The organism is Erythrobacter sp. S43 (assembly GCF_057364955.1).
Window position 1 is genome coordinate 98,737 of the sequence record NZ_CP200285.1, and the last position, 15,852, is coordinate 114,588.

Annotated in this window: 19 protein-coding genes; 7 read left to right on the forward strand and 12 right to left on the reverse strand. The window is 57.9% G+C overall.

What is annotated here, in order from left to right; genetic code table 11:
- The first annotated feature begins 5 nt into the window (after positions 1 to 5).
- Positions 6 to 845, forward strand: a complete 840-nt coding sequence (locus tag AC0V6K_RS00465) for an alpha/beta fold hydrolase (protein ID WP_472623707.1) — start codon at positions 6 to 8, stop codon at positions 843 to 845.
- Here AC0V6K_RS00465 and AC0V6K_RS00470 read toward each other — a convergent pair.
- Positions 842 to 1,738: an alpha/beta fold hydrolase gene (locus tag AC0V6K_RS00470; protein ID WP_472623709.1), complete on the reverse strand. Its 897-nt coding sequence runs from the start codon at positions 1,736 to 1,738 to the stop codon at positions 842 to 844. The genes AC0V6K_RS00465 and AC0V6K_RS00470 overlap by 4 nt on opposite strands.
- Before the next feature lie 68 nt (positions 1,739 to 1,806).
- Here AC0V6K_RS00470 and AC0V6K_RS00475 point away from each other — a divergent pair, with 68 nt between their 5' ends.
- Complete coding sequence (locus tag AC0V6K_RS00475; RefSeq protein WP_472623711.1) at positions 1,807 to 3,573, forward strand: N-acyl-D-amino-acid deacylase family protein; 1,767 nt, start codon at positions 1,807 to 1,809, stop codon at positions 3,571 to 3,573.
- Complete coding sequence (locus AC0V6K_RS00480; RefSeq protein ID WP_472623713.1) at positions 3,570 to 4,394, forward strand: SDR family NAD(P)-dependent oxidoreductase; 825 nt, start codon at positions 3,570 to 3,572, stop codon at positions 4,392 to 4,394. The genes AC0V6K_RS00475 and AC0V6K_RS00480 overlap by 4 nt, the downstream gene beginning before the upstream one ends.
- A gap of 6 nt (positions 4,395 to 4,400) precedes the next feature.
- On the opposite strand, the gene AC0V6K_RS00485 is transcribed toward AC0V6K_RS00480, so the two are convergent.
- The 9 genes from AC0V6K_RS00485 to AC0V6K_RS00525 all read right to left on the reverse strand — a co-directional run bounded on the left by AC0V6K_RS00485 (position 4,401) and on the right by AC0V6K_RS00525 (position 11,714).
- Entirely contained in the window at positions 4,401 to 5,495 is a 1,095-nt protein-coding gene (locus tag AC0V6K_RS00485) for a DUF2855 family protein (RefSeq protein ID WP_472623715.1), read from the reverse strand.
- Positions 5,496 to 5,530: 35 nt separating this feature from the next.
- The gene (locus AC0V6K_RS00490) at positions 5,531 to 6,157 is read right to left on the reverse strand and encodes a glutathione S-transferase family protein (RefSeq protein ID WP_472623717.1); all 627 of its coding nucleotides are present in this window, start codon (positions 6,155 to 6,157) and stop codon (positions 5,531 to 5,533) included.
- 18 nt (positions 6,158 to 6,175) lie between these two features.
- Positions 6,176 to 7,300 carry a DNA polymerase III subunit beta gene (gene dnaN / locus AC0V6K_RS00495; RefSeq protein WP_472623719.1) on the reverse strand — a complete coding sequence of 375 codons (1,125 nt, stop codon included), beginning with the start codon at positions 7,298 to 7,300 and terminating at the stop codon, positions 6,176 to 6,178.
- Between the two features lie 151 nt (positions 7,301 to 7,451).
- The gene (locus AC0V6K_RS00500) at positions 7,452 to 7,904 is read right to left on the reverse strand and encodes a hypothetical protein (protein ID WP_472623721.1); all 453 of its coding nucleotides are present in this window, start codon (positions 7,902 to 7,904) and stop codon (positions 7,452 to 7,454) included.
- Positions 7,905 to 8,045: 141 nt separating this feature from the next.
- Positions 8,046 to 8,798 carry a 3-oxoacyl-[acyl-carrier-protein] reductase gene (gene fabG, locus AC0V6K_RS00505; RefSeq protein WP_472623723.1) on the reverse strand — a complete coding sequence of 251 codons (753 nt, stop codon included), beginning with the start codon at positions 8,796 to 8,798 and terminating at the stop codon, positions 8,046 to 8,048.
- A 15-nt stretch (positions 8,799 to 8,813) separates the two neighbouring features.
- Entirely contained in the window at positions 8,814 to 9,245 is a 432-nt protein-coding gene (locus tag AC0V6K_RS00510; RefSeq protein WP_472623725.1) for a GNAT family N-acetyltransferase, read from the reverse strand.
- 11 nt (positions 9,246 to 9,256) lie between these two features.
- Positions 9,257 to 9,922, reverse strand: coding sequence for a hypothetical protein (locus AC0V6K_RS00515; protein WP_472623727.1), 666 nt, complete (start codon positions 9,920 to 9,922; stop codon positions 9,257 to 9,259).
- Positions 9,919 to 10,857, reverse strand: a complete 939-nt coding sequence (fabD, locus tag AC0V6K_RS00520) for an ACP S-malonyltransferase (RefSeq protein WP_472623729.1) — start codon at positions 10,855 to 10,857, stop codon at positions 9,919 to 9,921. The genes AC0V6K_RS00515 and fabD overlap by 4 nt, the downstream gene beginning before the upstream one ends.
- Before the next feature lie 26 nt (positions 10,858 to 10,883).
- Positions 10,884 to 11,714, reverse strand: coding sequence for an LD-carboxypeptidase (locus AC0V6K_RS00525; protein WP_472623731.1), 831 nt, complete (start codon positions 11,712 to 11,714; stop codon positions 10,884 to 10,886).
- A 55-nt stretch (positions 11,715 to 11,769) separates the two neighbouring features.
- Between AC0V6K_RS00525 and AC0V6K_RS00530 the strand changes: the two genes are divergently transcribed.
- Entirely contained in the window at positions 11,770 to 13,200 is a 1,431-nt protein-coding gene (locus AC0V6K_RS00530; protein WP_472623733.1) for a glutamate ligase domain-containing protein, read from the forward strand.
- On the forward strand, positions 13,197 to 13,481 hold the full coding sequence (locus tag AC0V6K_RS00535; protein WP_472623735.1) for a hypothetical protein: 285 nt from the start codon (positions 13,197 to 13,199) through the stop codon (positions 13,479 to 13,481). The genes AC0V6K_RS00530 and AC0V6K_RS00535 overlap by 4 nt, the downstream gene beginning before the upstream one ends.
- Here the strand turns inward: AC0V6K_RS00535 and AC0V6K_RS00540 are convergent.
- The gene (locus AC0V6K_RS00540; RefSeq protein ID WP_472623737.1) at positions 13,478 to 14,170 is read right to left on the reverse strand and encodes a glutathione S-transferase family protein; all 693 of its coding nucleotides are present in this window, start codon (positions 14,168 to 14,170) and stop codon (positions 13,478 to 13,480) included. The genes AC0V6K_RS00535 and AC0V6K_RS00540 overlap by 4 nt on opposite strands.
- The gene (locus AC0V6K_RS00545; RefSeq protein ID WP_472623739.1) at positions 14,124 to 15,068 is read right to left on the reverse strand and encodes a DUF808 domain-containing protein; all 945 of its coding nucleotides are present in this window, start codon (positions 15,066 to 15,068) and stop codon (positions 14,124 to 14,126) included. The genes AC0V6K_RS00540 and AC0V6K_RS00545 overlap by 47 nt, the downstream gene beginning before the upstream one ends.
- A gap of 191 nt (positions 15,069 to 15,259) precedes the next feature.
- On the opposite strand from AC0V6K_RS00545, the gene rpsF reads away from it, so the two are divergent.
- Positions 15,260 to 15,625 (forward strand): 30S ribosomal protein S6, encoded by a 366-nt coding sequence (rpsF, locus tag AC0V6K_RS00550; protein ID WP_472626187.1) that lies wholly within the window; start codon positions 15,260 to 15,262, stop codon positions 15,623 to 15,625.
- Complete coding sequence (gene rpsR / locus AC0V6K_RS00555) at positions 15,625 to 15,849, forward strand: 30S ribosomal protein S18 (RefSeq protein WP_472623741.1); 225 nt, start codon at positions 15,625 to 15,627, stop codon at positions 15,847 to 15,849. The genes rpsF and rpsR overlap by 1 nt, the downstream gene beginning before the upstream one ends.
- The last annotated feature ends 3 nt before the right edge of the window (positions 15,850 to 15,852 follow it).

Sequence of the window (15,852 nt, forward strand, 5' to 3'; positions counted from 1 at the left end):
ATCCAATGAAAAATGCCGTCGTTTCCATGATGAATGTGGGCGGACGGACGCTACGGACCGCTACGTGGAGGCTGGATAAGCCCAGCCAGCATTTGCCTGTTCTGTTCTTCAACGGCATCGGCGCGAATATCGAAGCGGTTGCGCCGCTCGCGGACGCGCTGCCCGAGCGCCCTTTCATCATGTTCGACATGCCTGGTGTGGGCGAATCACCTGAACCATTGATCCCGTACAATCCGTTCACGATGAGCTGGACGGCCTCAAAGCTACTTGATCAGCTGGGTGTCGAAGAAGTCGATGTGATGGGTATCAGCTGGGGCGGCGGTATGGCGCAGCATTTCGCCATGCAGCACCCCAATCGCACTCGGCGTGTCATTCTCGTTGCGACGAGCGCCGGCATGATGATGATGCCAGGGAGCCCGAAAGCGCTCACCAAAATGGCCAATCCACGTCGCTACGTCGACATGGACTACATGCTGAAGAACTTTGAGACGCTTTACGGCGAAGGTCTTGGTAAAACGAAGGGCAAGAAGGGACACATGTCCCTGCTCAAGCCGCCCTCCCCACGTGGATACATGTATCAGCTGCTCTGTATGCTCGGCTGGACCAGCGCGCCTGCACTACCCTTCCTGCTGCAGAAGGAGACGCTGATTATGATGGGCGACGATGACGCGATCGTTCCGCTCACAAACGGCAAATTCCTGAACATGCTGATCCCGAACAGCGAACTTCGCGTGTTCAAGGATGGTGGGCACCTGTTCCTGCTCAGTCACAAGGATGAATGCGTCGACACAATCCGTGATTTCTACGACGCTCCTGAAACGGAAGCCGAAGCAGAGGCGGCCTAACCACCCTTCAGCAAATCCTCCAGAATAGCGTTCACCTCTTCAGGTGCGTCTTGCTGTACCCAGTGAGAGACTCCGGGTAAGCGCTTAAGCGTCAGATCGGGCACCCATTGCGCCGTGCCTTCGGTGCAATGGATACTGATCGCGACATCATCCTCACCCCACACCATCAAAGTCGGAACCTCGACCTTCAGTTCACCGGGTTCAACGCTATCTCTGTGGCGAAGCAATGCGCGGTAATAATTGACCATTGCTCTCCGCGCGCCGGGTCGTGCTGCGGCATCATTGTAAGTTCGCTGCACTGACGGCCCGAACCGTTCGGGATTGCTGGAGGTGCGCTCGAAGAGCTTACCAACCGCAGCACCATCTTTCCTGCCCAGCAAAATCTCTGGCAGGCGCGGAAGCTGGAAGAAGAAGATATACCAGCTCTTCCGTAACTGGCGCCACCGCCGCATTTCCCGCCGCGCGGGTCCAGGGTGCGGCACATTCATAATCACAAGCTGTTCCAGCGGCCGAAGCTTCAGGATCGCGAACATCCATGCGACAATCGCACCCCAATCGTGAGCAATCAGCGTCACTTTCTTGGCACCGCTCGCATCAATCAGATCGGCGACATCCTGCGTAAGCCGGTCCAATGCATATTCGCGCATCTCATGGGGCCGGTCAGTGGCACCGTATCCACGCATGTTGGGCGCCCAGACGCGGTACCCCTTCTCCACCAGCAAAGGGATCTGATGCCTCCAAGAATAGTTGATTTCCGGAAAGCCATGAAGGCACAGCGCGAGATGATCGCCCTCGCCTGCCTCCGCCACTTCAAAGCGTAAGCCTGCGGTTTGCACCATTCGGACCGAAACTCCGCTGTCTGCGGGCGGGTTCCAACTGAATTCTGAAGCCATAGCCCAAGCATAGCACCAGGCCGCGCGATGTGATAACCAGGTTTCAAAGAAAAACTGGGAGAGAGACCATGCCGGCATTTGACCTGATTATCAGGGGCGGAACCATCGTTGATGGAACGGGTGAGGATAGCTTCATCGGGGACGTCGCAATCAAGGATGGACTGATTGCGCAAGTTGGCACTGTTCGGGGTGATGCCGAACAGGAAATCGACGCAAATGGAAAGGTCGTCGCCCCGGGCTTTGTCGACATTCACACCCACTATGATGGTCAGGCGACGTGGGATCAGGAGATGGCCCCGTCCAGCTGGCACGGCGTTACCACAGTGGTGATGGGCAATTGCGGCGTTGGTTTTGCCCCTGCCAAGCCCGACCGGCACGAATGGCTGATCAGCCTGATGGAAGGCGTCGAGGATATTCCCGGCACAGCCCTCGCTGAAGGGATTACGTGGGAATGGGAGACCTTCCCTGAATATCTCGATGCGCTCGAAAAGATGCCTCGCACCGTCGATGTCGGAACTCATGTCCCTCATGGCGCGGTTCGCGCTTATGTTCTGGGAGACCGCGAGCAGCCTGGTGCTGTTCCCACCGCCGACGACATCAAGGCAATGTCCGATATCGTCGAAGAAGGCGTGCGGGCGGGCGCACTTGGTTTCTCGACTTCACGCACCGTGCTGCACAAATCGGTCGATGGCGAGCTGGTGCCCGGCACCACCGCGACGCCGGAGGAATTGGTAGCAATCGGTCACGCTATGGGCCGCGCCAAGGATGCTGGCGGATATGCCGTGTTCGAAATGGCGAGCGACCTTCAGCGCGACTGGAATGAGTTTGAGTGGATGGGCAAACTTAGCCGCGAGGCCGGCATCCCAGTTACCTTCGCGGCGCTGGAATCCATTGCCAAGGAAATGCCGCTCAAAGAGCAGATCGAAACCATGCGCGCCGAAAATGACAATGGCGCCAACATCGTGGCCCAGATCGCGCTGCGTGGGAACGGCATCATTATGGCGTGGCAAGGAACGGTAAACCCGTTCCTGTATCGCCCCAGCTGGCAATCCATCGCTGAGCTGCCCTGGGCCGAGCAGAAAGCCAAGCTGCTCGATCCCGCGTTCAAGAAACAGCTTTTGAGCGAAGCCAACGACTATTCCGAGGCTCCGATGGACATCATTGGTGTCGTCATGGTCATTACCCAAGGCTGGGCGCTGCAATACGAAATGGACCCGGATTTCGACTACGAGCCAGACGAAACAGCCAGCGTGAACGCCCGCGCGCAGGCGGCTGGTATCGACCCGCAGGAATACGCCTACGACATGCTGTGCCGCGAAAACGCGACCGGCTTTATCTACCTGCCAATCCTAAACTATGCCGAGGGAAATCTCGATTTCCTCCACCCGCTTCAGCACGCCGATGATACGGTGAACTCGCTCTCTGATGGCGGCGCACATTGTGGCACCATTTGCGATGCGGCCTCGCCCACCTTCATGCTCGAACACTGGGTGAAGAACCGCAAACGCGGCGAGCGGATTACTCTGGAGAACGCGATTAAGCGCCAGTGCCACGATACGGCAGTGCTCTATGGCCTCGAAGATCGCGGTGTCATCGCGCCGGGCTACCTCGCCGATATCAATGTGATCGATATGGAGCGGTTGAAACTGGGCCGCCCGTGGTTAGCCTTTGACCTGCCAGCAGGTGGCAAGCGTTTGCTGCAAAAGGCTGATGGCTATGCCTGCACCATCAAGAGTGGCGTGGTGACTTTCGAAGACGGCAAATGGACCGGTGAAACGCCCGGCGGACTGATCCGTGGGCCACAGCGGGCTGCTTTGGCTGAGGCTGCTGAATGAGCGCATTCGAGCCCAATCAAGGCGACTGGGCTGTCATAACCGGAGCCGGCCGAGGCATAGGGCGCTGGCTGGCACAGCATTTCTCGGCGAAGGGTATGCGCATCTGCGCCCTCGATATCGACGCTTACGAGGCAGAAGAAACCGCGCGGCTGTGCGGCGACGGATCACTCGCCCATGGGTGCGATGTCTCGGATGCCAAAGAAACCGCACGCGTCGCCGAAAAGATGATCGCAATGGGTGTCCAGCCATCCTTACTCTGGATCAACGCCGGTGTGGGAACCGCAGACACCGTGGCCGGTGCGAAGGCGCGCACGTTGGAATGGCTCATGGGCGTGAATGTGATGGGCCCTGTTCACACCGCACAGGCATGGCTTCCAGCGCTCAAGGGCAACACCGGTTCGCGGCACGTCGGCATTACAGCCAGTTCGGCATCGGTCACACCGGTCAGTGGCCCGTTCACACTCTACGCGACCACGAAACAGATGACCGCAGCCATCGGCGAAGCTTTGACCGCCGAATTGGCAGAGGAAGGGGTTGGCGTCACAATTCTGTGCCCCGGCATACTCAACACCCAGATCTGGAACGCGGCTCAAGCCCGGCCCGAGCGTTTCGGAGGCGCGCGGCAAGCCCCGGATGAGATTGGCGATCACTGGCGCGCGCAGCCAGGCCCTGAAGAATTAGAGCAAGGACTGGACGCTGCGCTCGCCAAAGGCGGCGGATGGTGCATTGTCCCGACCGAAGCGGATACGGCCGACAAGATCGCTCAGAGGCACGCAGCGCAATTGGACGGCTTGTTCGATTACGCCGTCCAACGCAATTGATCGCGCTCAGGGCTCGATAACGATCCCCTTGGCCGGATCAACGCTGCCGCCGATCATCTCCAAATAGGTCGTCCGCGCCGCTTCCAGCCCGGGCAGCGTCACAATCTCGATCGCACCTTCGACCGACTGCAGGAAACTGTGCCACGCCGCCGCCGCGAGCTTGCCACCTTCAACCGGGCCATGCTCCTTGAAGAACGCAACAAAATGATCTGGTGCGAAGAACAATGTCGGTTTTGGCCCGGGCAGATCGCCCGTTGCACCAAAGCCCGCCCCGCGTTCTTCGATATGTGTCGCGCCAACGAGGCATGAGTATTTGAGATTGTCGCCAAAATGCTGGTGAATGCTCGCCAAAAGCTTGGGATTGCCTGCGAAATCAACGCTTACCGTCGGCTCGTTGGCAATCGATGACACGTCATCATAGGCGACCACTTCGTCATAAAGACCGGTCGATTTCACGAAGTCGACATTACCGGCAGAGGTCAGGCCAATCCGTTTGATGTTTGGGGAATTGAGCTTCGCACAGCTAGCGTGGCCCATCGACGTTTTCGAAGACGCGCTGGTCATCACCACCTGCGTCGCACCGAACCAGTCTTCCGAGCGCATGAAGTAATCGATGATGAATCCCGTCTTGAACAATGGTCCATAAATCATCCGCTCATTTTCACGCGCCGGATCATGCTCCGGGTCCGCGGCAAGTCGGGTGTAGTTGTTATAGACCGGGCTCATCGGCTGGCGATAATCGGTCGTATCGGAGAAGCTCATCGGTGTGACGCTGCCTGGCCGCACATCCAGATGCGTGCCCATCGGCAAGTAGCCATAGACTCGCTCGCCCACGGCGAATTCGGGGTGATTGCTTTCGATTACCTTCGCATGGCCCCACATCGGCACGATGCCCATGCCATCCTCGTCGGTCTTGGGCGGGAAGAAGTTCCAATATCCAAACCCGTCACCGACCACGGCATAGGTGATGTTGTTGGCAGTGACCGAAAAACTCTCGACTTTCAGCCGAATGGCACCGTCGGCTAGATCGCTGCTCGGTACCTCGGCCATTGCTGCACTGGTGAGTTCATTCTTGCGAACGTGGACTTGTGAAAGGCTCATCGGGGTGTCTCCTCCTCTTTAAGCATTGACCTAGCCTAGTCCGGTTCGGTTTCCCACCGTGTTGCAGCGATAGAAGGACGTTTTTCGCAACCCCTCAGCCAGGCACTGATGTGATCGCATTGCGCGATGCCCATTTCACCCTGCGGCGTCAGTTCGAGGCCCCGCATGATGGGGTAAAGGAACACATCCGCCATAGTGAAGCCGTTGGCCGTCCAGGCACCGTCCTTGCCCAGCTCACCCTCGATATGGCCGAGCGAGAGGCTGATATTCGGAAGAGCACGCTCGATCACGTCCTGATCCAGCGGAAAGCCGCCCATGCGGTGCATGATCCACGGCATGATCAGCCCGTTTTCGAACAGCGGGAAGAGGTAGTTGTTTCCGAGTGCTATCCACTTGTCGCATGTCGCGCGCGCAACCGGATCGCTTGGCTGCAATGCTGCGCTGTTATGTGCATTGTCGATGTAGCTCGCGATGGAGACGCTTTCGATCAACTCAAGCCCGTCAACCTCCACCACAGGCACTTTGCCAAAGGGATGCCGGTTCTGCGGTGATCGCGCAGGAGTCGGGATAGTCTCGTGGCTTAATCCCGCTTCCTCGCAAGCGGTCTGAACAATGCGAGTGTAAGTCGATATGACCGTGCCAAAGATGCGGACGTCAGGCATTAGTCCGCGAAGCTGCGATCAGACCCGCATCGGCATCAGCACGTAGAGTGCAGGGCTGTTCTCGTCTTTGCGGATCATCGTTGGCGCGCCTGCATCCGCGAGGTGCAGTTCGACAGTGTCGTTGTCGATCTGGTCGAGGATGTCCTTGAGGTAGTTGGCGTTGAAGCCGATCTCGAATCCATCCGAGTCATAGTCGGCGGCCAACTCCTCAGTCGCGGTGCCGTTATCCGGTGATGTGACCGAAAGGGTAACGCGATCCTTATCGAGACCCATCTTTACAGCGCGTGTCTTCTCGGTGGCGATTGTCGCAACGCGATCAACGCCTTGGAAGAAGCTCTTTGGATCAACTTTCAAGAGTTTGTCATTGCCGGTCGGAATGACGCGGCTGTAATCAGGGAAGGTTCCGTCGATCAGCTTGCTGGTCAGCACGACCCCGCCCTCACCGCTCAGCGTAAAGCGGATCTTGCTGGCGGACAGATCGACCAGAACATTGCCGTCAGCTTCCTCGAGCAGCTTTCTTAGCTCAGCGACAGCTTTGCGCGGGACGATCACGTCGGGCATGCCCTCTGCGCCATCAGGTCGCGCCAGGGTGAAGCGCGCAAGACGGTGACCGTCGGTTGCAGCGGCCTTCAAGACAGGCTCATCGTCGTCCGTCACGTGCAAGAAGATGCCGTTTAGGTAGTATCGCGTTTCCTCGGTCGAAATCGCAAAACGGGTGCGATCGATCATTTCAGCCAGCGTTTTGGCCGGAAGCTCGAAGCTGGTCGGTAGATCGCCTTCGACGATCACAGGGAAATCATCGCGCGGCAGCGTGGGCAGCTTGAAGCGGCTGCGGCCCGCTTTGATTTCCATACGGTTCTCGGCCGTCTCAAGGCTCACCTGAGAGCCTTCAGGCAGCTTACGGGCAATATCGAACAACAGGTGCGCCGAAACCGTAATCGCGCCGGGCGTCTCGACCGAGGCTGCACTCATCGTTTCCACGACCTGAAGATCGAGGTCGGTCGCCATAACCTTAACCGTCCCGCCGTCACTCGCATCGATCAGCACGTTTGAGAGGATCGGGATGGTGTTGCGACGCTCCACCACCGATTGGACGTGGGACAAACACCCGAGGAGTGTTGCGCGTTCGATCGTAGCCTTCATGAACCTTGGCCCTATTGCTTCATCGTGATGAGCACACGGACGGCTGGAGTCGCCCGCAGTGCTCGGGAATTGGCAAAAACCTTAGCGCGAAGATGGATACGGGCAAGTTTCTGAAGGAGAGAGCAGGGATTCGCTTGGGGATAAGCAGCCGTCAACTGCCGGTCAGCACGGCATTGGCCTGCCTGTTCAACAGCACCACCCCCATATAGGCCCCAACCATAGAGGCGATGGCCTCAGCGGATTTGCCAGAATTTGCCGCCGCCTTATTGAAAGGAAGAGCGAACTCTTGTGGCCTAGCATCCATGTACGCCGTCGTATCCAGATTGGGGTTTGCGGCTTTCTGTTGCAACATGACTTTCGTCGGGCCGAGATCGAGGCCTGTTTTGGCTATTCGTCCCTCAAGCTCCAAAATCATCAGCAATGATATCGCCGATTGTATGGCGGGCTCAACCTTGTCTCTCGATATCTTGTGCTCTGCAACACAGGTCGCGGCAGCGGCTGCGAAACCAATTGATATGGACGTGCTCACCGGTATTCCGGTCCCGCCCTCAGCCGCATTCAGAACATCATCCCCTAAAAGAGTAGCGAAGGCAGGATCCGTCAAGTTCCCTATGCAATTAACCACCTCTGGCTGCTGTGCCATAAGCGGTTGGGCTCCAGCGAAAGCCGCGATAGCGACGAAAGACGACGTAAATCTAAACATACAAATCCCCAAGAACGATGATGATGCCTCATCAAACCTGCTTCACCCCACCATCGCCATGCCGCCATTAACATGCAGAGTCTCACCTGTCATATAACCCGCCTCACGGCTGGCTAGGAAGGTGCAGGCAGCACCGATCTCGTCGCCCTCGCCCATGCGACCCATCGGGATGCGGGCGTTGATCGCCTCGGTCTGCTTTTCATCTAGCGCGCCAGTCATGGCGGTGCGGATAAAGCCCGGAGCAATGCAGTTGGCGGTTATGCCGCGGCTTGCGACTTCCTGCGCGAAGCTCTTGGTCATGCCGGTCAGGCCAGCTTTGGCCGCGCAGTAATTCATCTGCCCCGGATTGCCGGTGTGGCCAACAACGCTGGTGATGTTGATGATGCGTCCAAAGCGCGCTTTCATCATTGGGCGAGCGCTGGCCCGCATAAGGCGAAATGCGGCTTCGAGATTGATCGAAACGACCTGATCCCACTCGTCATCCTTCATACGCATGGCGAGGTTATCGCGGGTGATGCCGGCGTTGTTCACCAGAATGTCGATCCCGCCCAGCGTATCGAGCGTAGCAGGAATAAGCTCCTCGACCTGCGTGGTGTCGGACAGGTTACAGGTGATTTCTACATGGTCACCGCCGACTTCGCTGATCAGCTGTTCGCGAAAGACACGCAGCTTGTCGCCATTGGAGCCGGACAGGGCCACTCGCGCGCCTTGTTTCGCCAGCGCGGTCGCAATCGCCGAACCGATGCCGCCGCTTGCACCGGTGACCAGCGCGTTCATTCCTTCAAGTGAAAACATCTTCGTTACGTCTCCTCACCAGTCGAGGTAATAGATCACGGCGTCCTCACGCTCGTGCCCGAAACTCTCATACAATCCTCTTGCGGGTATGTTGTCGGTTTCGGTCCCCAACCAAATCTCTTCTATCTCTTCGGTGTCTGCGCGCTTGAACAATTCCTTGAGCAGCGCGCGAGCGATGCCCTTCCGTCGCCAATCGTCGCCTGTGCCGATCTCGTCAAGGAATAGCTCGGTCGGCTTGTCAGGATGATCGTGGATGACTGCCATCAACATGCCCACAACAAGACCGTCGCGCAACGCCAGACACATCCAATTTCCCGAGCTCGAGAGGTACTTCGTGAGACGCTCCGCGCTAATTTCATGATCGAAAGTTCCGGGTGCGACATTGTCAAGCAAGTGTCGGTTGGAGTCGCCAATCCAATGCAGTTGAGTCAATGGACGTCCTCCCATAGTCGTAGCCTTCAATCGCCGGAGGGCAGTGGTGTCGTCGTAGTCGGCTCTTCACTACTCTTGGAACCAGCGGGCGCTATGTCATCCGCCCTGGCAAACGACACAGCAACGAAGCGCAGCCCTCCGTCCAATAGACCCAGATGAAAAACCGCATTGACTTGCTGTTCGGTCAGTTCGGGAGCTGCGGTATTTATTTGATTGGTCAAACCAAGCGTCATAAACTGTTGAAGAACCTTGTCCTCATTGGGCAACCGTTCATCCCCAATCGCTTCCAGCAATGTGAGCCCGAACACCAAGGCCGTTGCGTTACTGAATCGCTCAAGCTCATCTTCGTCGAGCGTTGCTTGAAATTGGGCCAACCGACCGGCTGCTTCAGGCATGGCCGCGAATGCCGTCTCTCTTTCGAGCGCAGTCATTGCGGCTGCTAAGGCTTCAGCCTGCTTATCCTCGGCCCAACCTTCGTCTTTGCCACACGCTTCCGCTTTGCGCCTCAGAATTGCGTTGACCGCATCACGTCCGCTAATGTCGGGAAAGGAATAGCGCGAAGCCCAATCGTCAATTGCGCTGCTATCCGCTTCGGACAATCCAGTAACAACACAGCGCACTGGCTCGGGAATACGCTCCGCGGCATTCGACAAAACAAGACCCGAGGCAGCAAGAAAGGCTATAAGCGTCATGTGCAGAGCTTAGCGAATTCCTCAAGCTCTTCCATCGTGATCAGGCTGGCGGTTTCCGCTTCTACCGCTATCTTGCGGATCATCGGGGTAAGCACCTTGCCACCCAGTTCTACGAATTGGCCAACGCCGTCTTCGTGCATCGCTGCCACAGTTTCGCGCCAGCGTACACGGCCGGTGACCTGCTCGACGAGCAATGCGCGCTCTTCTTCTGGATCGGTGACCTTTGAAGCGGTGACATTGGCAAAAAGCGGCAACGTGAGTGCACCTGGAGGCGTATCGGCCAGTGCTTCCGCCATACGGTCTGCGGCGGGCTTCATGAGCGAACAATGGAACGGCGCCGAAACAGGGAGCAGCACGCCGCGCTTGATCCCGTGGTCTTTGACGAGCGCGACTGCGCGTTCGATCGCGGTCTTGTGACCTGAGATAACGACCTGACCCGGATCATTGTCGTTGGCAACCTCGCACACATCACCATCCGCAGCTGCGGCGGCGAGTGCTGTCGCTTTTTCTATGTCCGCGCCGAGCAGAGCAGCCATCGCGCCCTCCCCCACTGGCACAGCCGCCTGCATAGCTTGACCACGCAGCTTCAGCAGTCGCGCAGTATCCGCAAGCGAGAACGCCCCCACGGCGCATAGAGCGGTGTATTCACCCAACGAGTGTCCAGCTACGCAATCGCCTTTGTCAGCCAGTGAGACGCCGAAATCGCTTTCCAGCACACGCAAAGTCGCAATCGCATTGGCCATGATTGCAGGCTGAGCATTCTCGGTAAGCGTGAGTTGATCTTCAGGCCCCTCGCGCATGATCGACGAGAGCTTTTGCCCCAGCGCTTCATCAACCTCTTCAAAGACCTCTCGAGCGACTTGACTGGCCTCGGCCAACTCACTGCCCATGCCGACCTTCTGGCTGCCCTGCCCTGGAAATACGAATGCTCGCATGAATACTTCTCCTGTTGGCGGCGCGGTTAATTACCGCCGAAGGGACTCGCAAGCCCGAACGGCACAACCCTGTTGGCAGTGGTGTGGCCAATCTCAGCGCGGCCGAGATAGGGAATGCCTGCACGCGCACACCAATATTGCGCGATTTCGACTTCATCCTGGCCGAACTCGACATAGTTTTCAGGCACGGCTGTTACGGCTCCGAGCCGGAGACCCGCCGCGCGCGGCAAAGCCCCTGCAAGATTAAAGAAACAGCGGTCCATCGCATAAAGGTGCTCGCTCACTTCCTCGACCATGACGATATGGCCGGTGAGATCTGGCATCATGGGCGTGCCTGTCAGCATAGAAAGGGTGATGAGGTTGAAGGCGACCGTCGGAGTCGTTCCGTCGACGCTCGGCTCTAGACCTGAATTATCCCCGCTAAACCATTTCAGCACACGGCGCACCGCCTGCCGCCCACCCTCAGACCGAGCGCTGACAGGCATGGAGCCATGCGCACACTGCCCGATGCCGTTGCGGTAAAGTGCAGCCAGCAGATATCCGCAATCTGAAAAGCCGACATAGGTCTTCTCTCGCGCGCTGGCGTTCATTTGGGCAATGGCGCTTTCGGCTATGCGGTTGGAGCCATATCCGCCCTTTGCGAACCACACCGCGTCAAATGCGGGATCGTTCGCGCATTCGAGTAAGCCAGTCTGCCGACGCAGATCATCGCCAGCAAAATGCCCCTGCCGCTCAAAGCACTGATCGTGAAAGGTAACCGAATGCTCGGAGAATTCGGCCGCGACAAGCGCTTCAAGAGCCGCAGCATGATCGCGCGTGATCGGCGTTGCCGGTGCACAAATGGCAATATTTGTCATGCAAACAGCCTAGGTCGCTTGTCAGCCCGAGTGCAAGCCAATAACCGTATAGGCCATGTCAGAAATTGATACGCCCGACATTTCGGGACGCCCTTTCTTTTTTTGCGGGATCGGTGGCTCGGGAATGCTCCCGCTTGCCCAAATTGTGCACGGCATAGGTCATGCAGTCGCCGGATCGGACCGCAGCCGTGATCAGGGGCGGACACCTGAGAAGTTTGCATGGCTGGCGGAAAACGGCTTCGCGCTGCACCCCCAAGACGGAAGCGGGCTAACATCTGGTGAGCAAATACTTGTAGCATCCGCCGCCGTTGAGGACACGGTGCCCGAAGTCGTGCGCGCCAAGGAGCTTGGCTCACCGCGCATGAGCCGTGCAGACTTGAATGCGGCGTTGTTTAACGAAGCGGGCTATTCCGTCGCTATTGGCGGCACCTCTGGCAAATCGACCGTCACGGGAATGATTGCCTGGATTTTGGCCGAGCACGGTTCTGACCCCACCGTGATGAACGGCGCGGTGATGAAAAATTTCATCGACGAGGGCAATCCGTTCGCCAGCGCCCGCGTTGGGCGGCCTGAAATCTATGTGAGCGAGGTTGATGAGAGCGACGGGACGATTGCGCTGTATCGCTCGACCATCGGTGTGCTGCTGAATGTCAGTCTAGACCACAAAAGCCTTGAGGAATTGCGCCAGCTATTCGGCGACTATCTCGCGGCATCCGGCTGTGGTGTGGTGAACTTCGATAATGCAGAAGCACGAGGCCTGGCTGATCGTGCAAATCAGCTGGTCAGTTTTGGGATCACGACGCAGGATGCCAACATCACGGTCGAGCCGGATAGCATCGCGATGGACACATTCGGGACCAACGCTGTGGTTCTCGACAATCGCAGTCGGGAAATCGCCCCGCTAACCCTGCCAATGCCAGGCATGCACAATCTCTCGAACGCGCTGGCCGCGATTGCCGCCGCGAGTGCTGCGGGAATTGGCCTGCAAGAGGCGGTCAGCGCTCTCGGATCCTTCAAGGGCTTGGCTCGGCGCTTCGATGTCGTAGGCACAACGGCAAGCAACATCACGATTGTCGATGACTTTGGTCACAATCCGGAGAAATGCGCCGCAACCTTGCGAACACTGAAAAGCACGCCGGGCCGCGTTATCGCCTTCTTTCAGCCGCATGGATATGGTCCTTTGCGACAAATGGGACATGAATTGGCGGAAACTTTCGCAGATGAATTGGAGCGGGATGACTTCGCGCTGATGTGTGATCCGGTCTATTTTGGCGGCACGGTAGATCGCAGCGAAGGCAGCGAGCGGATAATCGAGCTTATCGCGAGTGGTGAGAACGCCCCGCAAGCCGAGCACATCGCACGCCGTGAGAAATGCGGCGACAGGCTGGTCGAACTTGCCCAGCCAGGCGACCGTATCGTCATTATGGGTGCGCGCGACGATACGCTGAGCACTTTCGCAAAAAGCGTGTTCGAGCGTCTGGCATGAAGGCCAGCCTCTACAATATCGCGAAACTCCATGCCCAGCGGATGCTCGCATGGCTCGTGATTGCGATCACATTTGTCATGGCCAGCGAGTATTTCTTCGGACACTCATTCATCGCGTTCGGTATCGCCACGGTCGGGCTGGTGATCGCCAATGTACCGATGCTGAGGTACAATTGCCCGACTTGCGGCAGAAACCTGTTCTTTCGAGGTATGCTGGTGGTGCCGTGGCCGAACAGAACCTGCGGCAAATGCGGCGAACAGCTTGATCGACCGGTGGATTAGGGCGCGACGTTCAGCGCCTTCAAGCCAGCCTCTTCGCGGCTGACAGCTCGCTGATAGGGTTCTCGATTGGTCAACCGCTTACGATAGGCTTTCAGGCTGTCTGGAACGCCCTCATCTAGTCCAACCTTCTCGGCGAGGATCAACGCGTAACCCACGCAGATATCAGCGACGGTGAAGCGTTCAGCACACAAGAATTCGCGGCCGGCCAGTCGTTGTTCGACCTTCACTAGTCGCTTGTGAAACCACTTGCCGTACGCGTGGCCGGCATCCGCCCAACCCTTGTCCTTCTCGAACAAGGCAAACCGCATGTAGACCGTTTGCGGGAAAGTGATCGTAGCGTCGGCGTGATATGTATAGTCGAGATACGCCGCATAGTCTGGCTCCTCCGGAGAGACCACCAGACCGGCCTCGGCTCTTTTTGCCGCAAGGTAATGCGCAATCGCGCAACTCTCGGTCATCTGCGCATCGCCATCCACCAGCATGGGGACAGTGCCTAGCGGATTGATCTCTAGATACTCCGGCGCTTTAAACCGTGGGGGGAACGGCAGCACTTTCAGGTCCAGATCGACCTCGGCTTCTTCCGCCGCCCAAGTTGCGCGCAGCCCCTCGATCCCGCGCAGGTGTAGAGCGTGGGACGCGCCATCAATGCGCTCCTTCGTACCCGAAAACCTTGTGCAGTAGGAACGCAATGACAGCGCCCAAGGCCAGCCCGATGATCGCTGAAACACCGGCATAGGTCACCCAACCAGCGATACCGGAAAGTGCGCCTGTCACGCCCTTCACTGCGTATTCCGCTCCGTGTGCGATGTCATAGAGCAGATCGAAGCCCACCTCATGCGTGCCGTGGACGATGATGCCGCCGCCAACCCAAAGCATTGCGATGGTGCCGATGAAAGAGAGCGCGACAAGAAGCTTGGGCATTGACCGCAAAAGGAACACCCCGAACCGGCGCACGTTGGTGACCTCGCTCTCCCGCAGCATCTTCAGGCCGACATCGTCCATCTTCACGATCAGAGCGACAGTGCCATAGACCGCAACCGTCACGACAAACGCGACCAGCGCCAATGCCAAACCGCGTTCCCACCAAGTCGGCAGATCAAGCTCGCTCAGAGTAATCGCCATAATCTCTGCCGACAGGATCAAATCGGTCCGGATGGCCCCGGCAATACGTTGCTTTTCAAAAGCCACAGGATCACTGATCTCGTCATCAATGGTCTTGCCGTGCTTTGCCCCGCCCAGCTTTTCCATGACTTTCTCGGCACCTTCATAACAAAGGAAGGCACCGCCAAGCATGAGGATCCAGATAATTAGCGAAGGCAGGAACTCCGACAACACGATCGCGCCCGGCAGCAAGATGATCAGTTTGTTGAACAAACTGCCCTTCGTGATCGCCCAGATAATCGGCAATTCGCGCGCTGGTGAAAGACCAGTGACATAGCTGGGCGTCACCGCGGCATCGTCAATCACCACCCCGGCCGTTTTGGAGCCTGCCTTGCTTGCTGCGACAGCAATATCATCGGCGGACGCCGCCGCTGCTCGCGCAATTACCGCAACATCATCCAGCAGCGCTGCTAAACCTGAAGGCATTCGTGTGTTCCCCGTTGGTGTGTTTGCGCAATGCCTGCCCCGCTGCTGCACGACGCACAAGGCTTGCATTCCCCTCATAAACAGCTATGTGCGCGCATCCGCTGTTTCCACGGTGGGTAAGAAGAAAGCCGGAGGGGCCCTGCAATCCCGCAGGAAGTCAGCGATCGGCATGCAATATGAAGGAACGCAGGATGGCTCTGTACGAGCATATCTTCCTCGCGCGTCAGGACCTTTCACAGGCCCAAGTAGACGCGCTGGCGGCCACGGCGACCGAGATCGTCGAAGCGAACGAAGGCAAGGTCACCAAGACCGAAACATGGGGCCTCAAATCCCTCGCCTACAAAATCGAGCGCAACCGCAAGGCACATTTCGTGATGCTCAACATCGACGCCCCAGGCTCGGTGGTTGAGGAACTCGAGCGCCAGACCCGTATCAACGAAGACGTCATCCGTTACATGACCATCCGTGTCGAAGAGCACGAAGATGGCCCGAGCGTGATGATGCGCAAGAACGAGCGTGACCGTAAGCGTCGCTCTGACCGTGAGGAGCGTGACTGATGGCTAAACCGTTTTTCCGCCGCCGCAAGAGCTGCCCTTTCTCGGGCAATGATGCTCCAAAGATCGATTACAAAGACGTGCGTTTGCTGCAGGGCTTTATGTCCGAGCGTGGCAAGATCGTGCCGTCGCGTATCACCGCCGTATCGGCCAAGAAGCAGCGCGAGCTGGCGAAGGCTATCAAGCGCGCTCGCCACATCGGCCTGCTGCCGTACATCGTGAAATAAGGG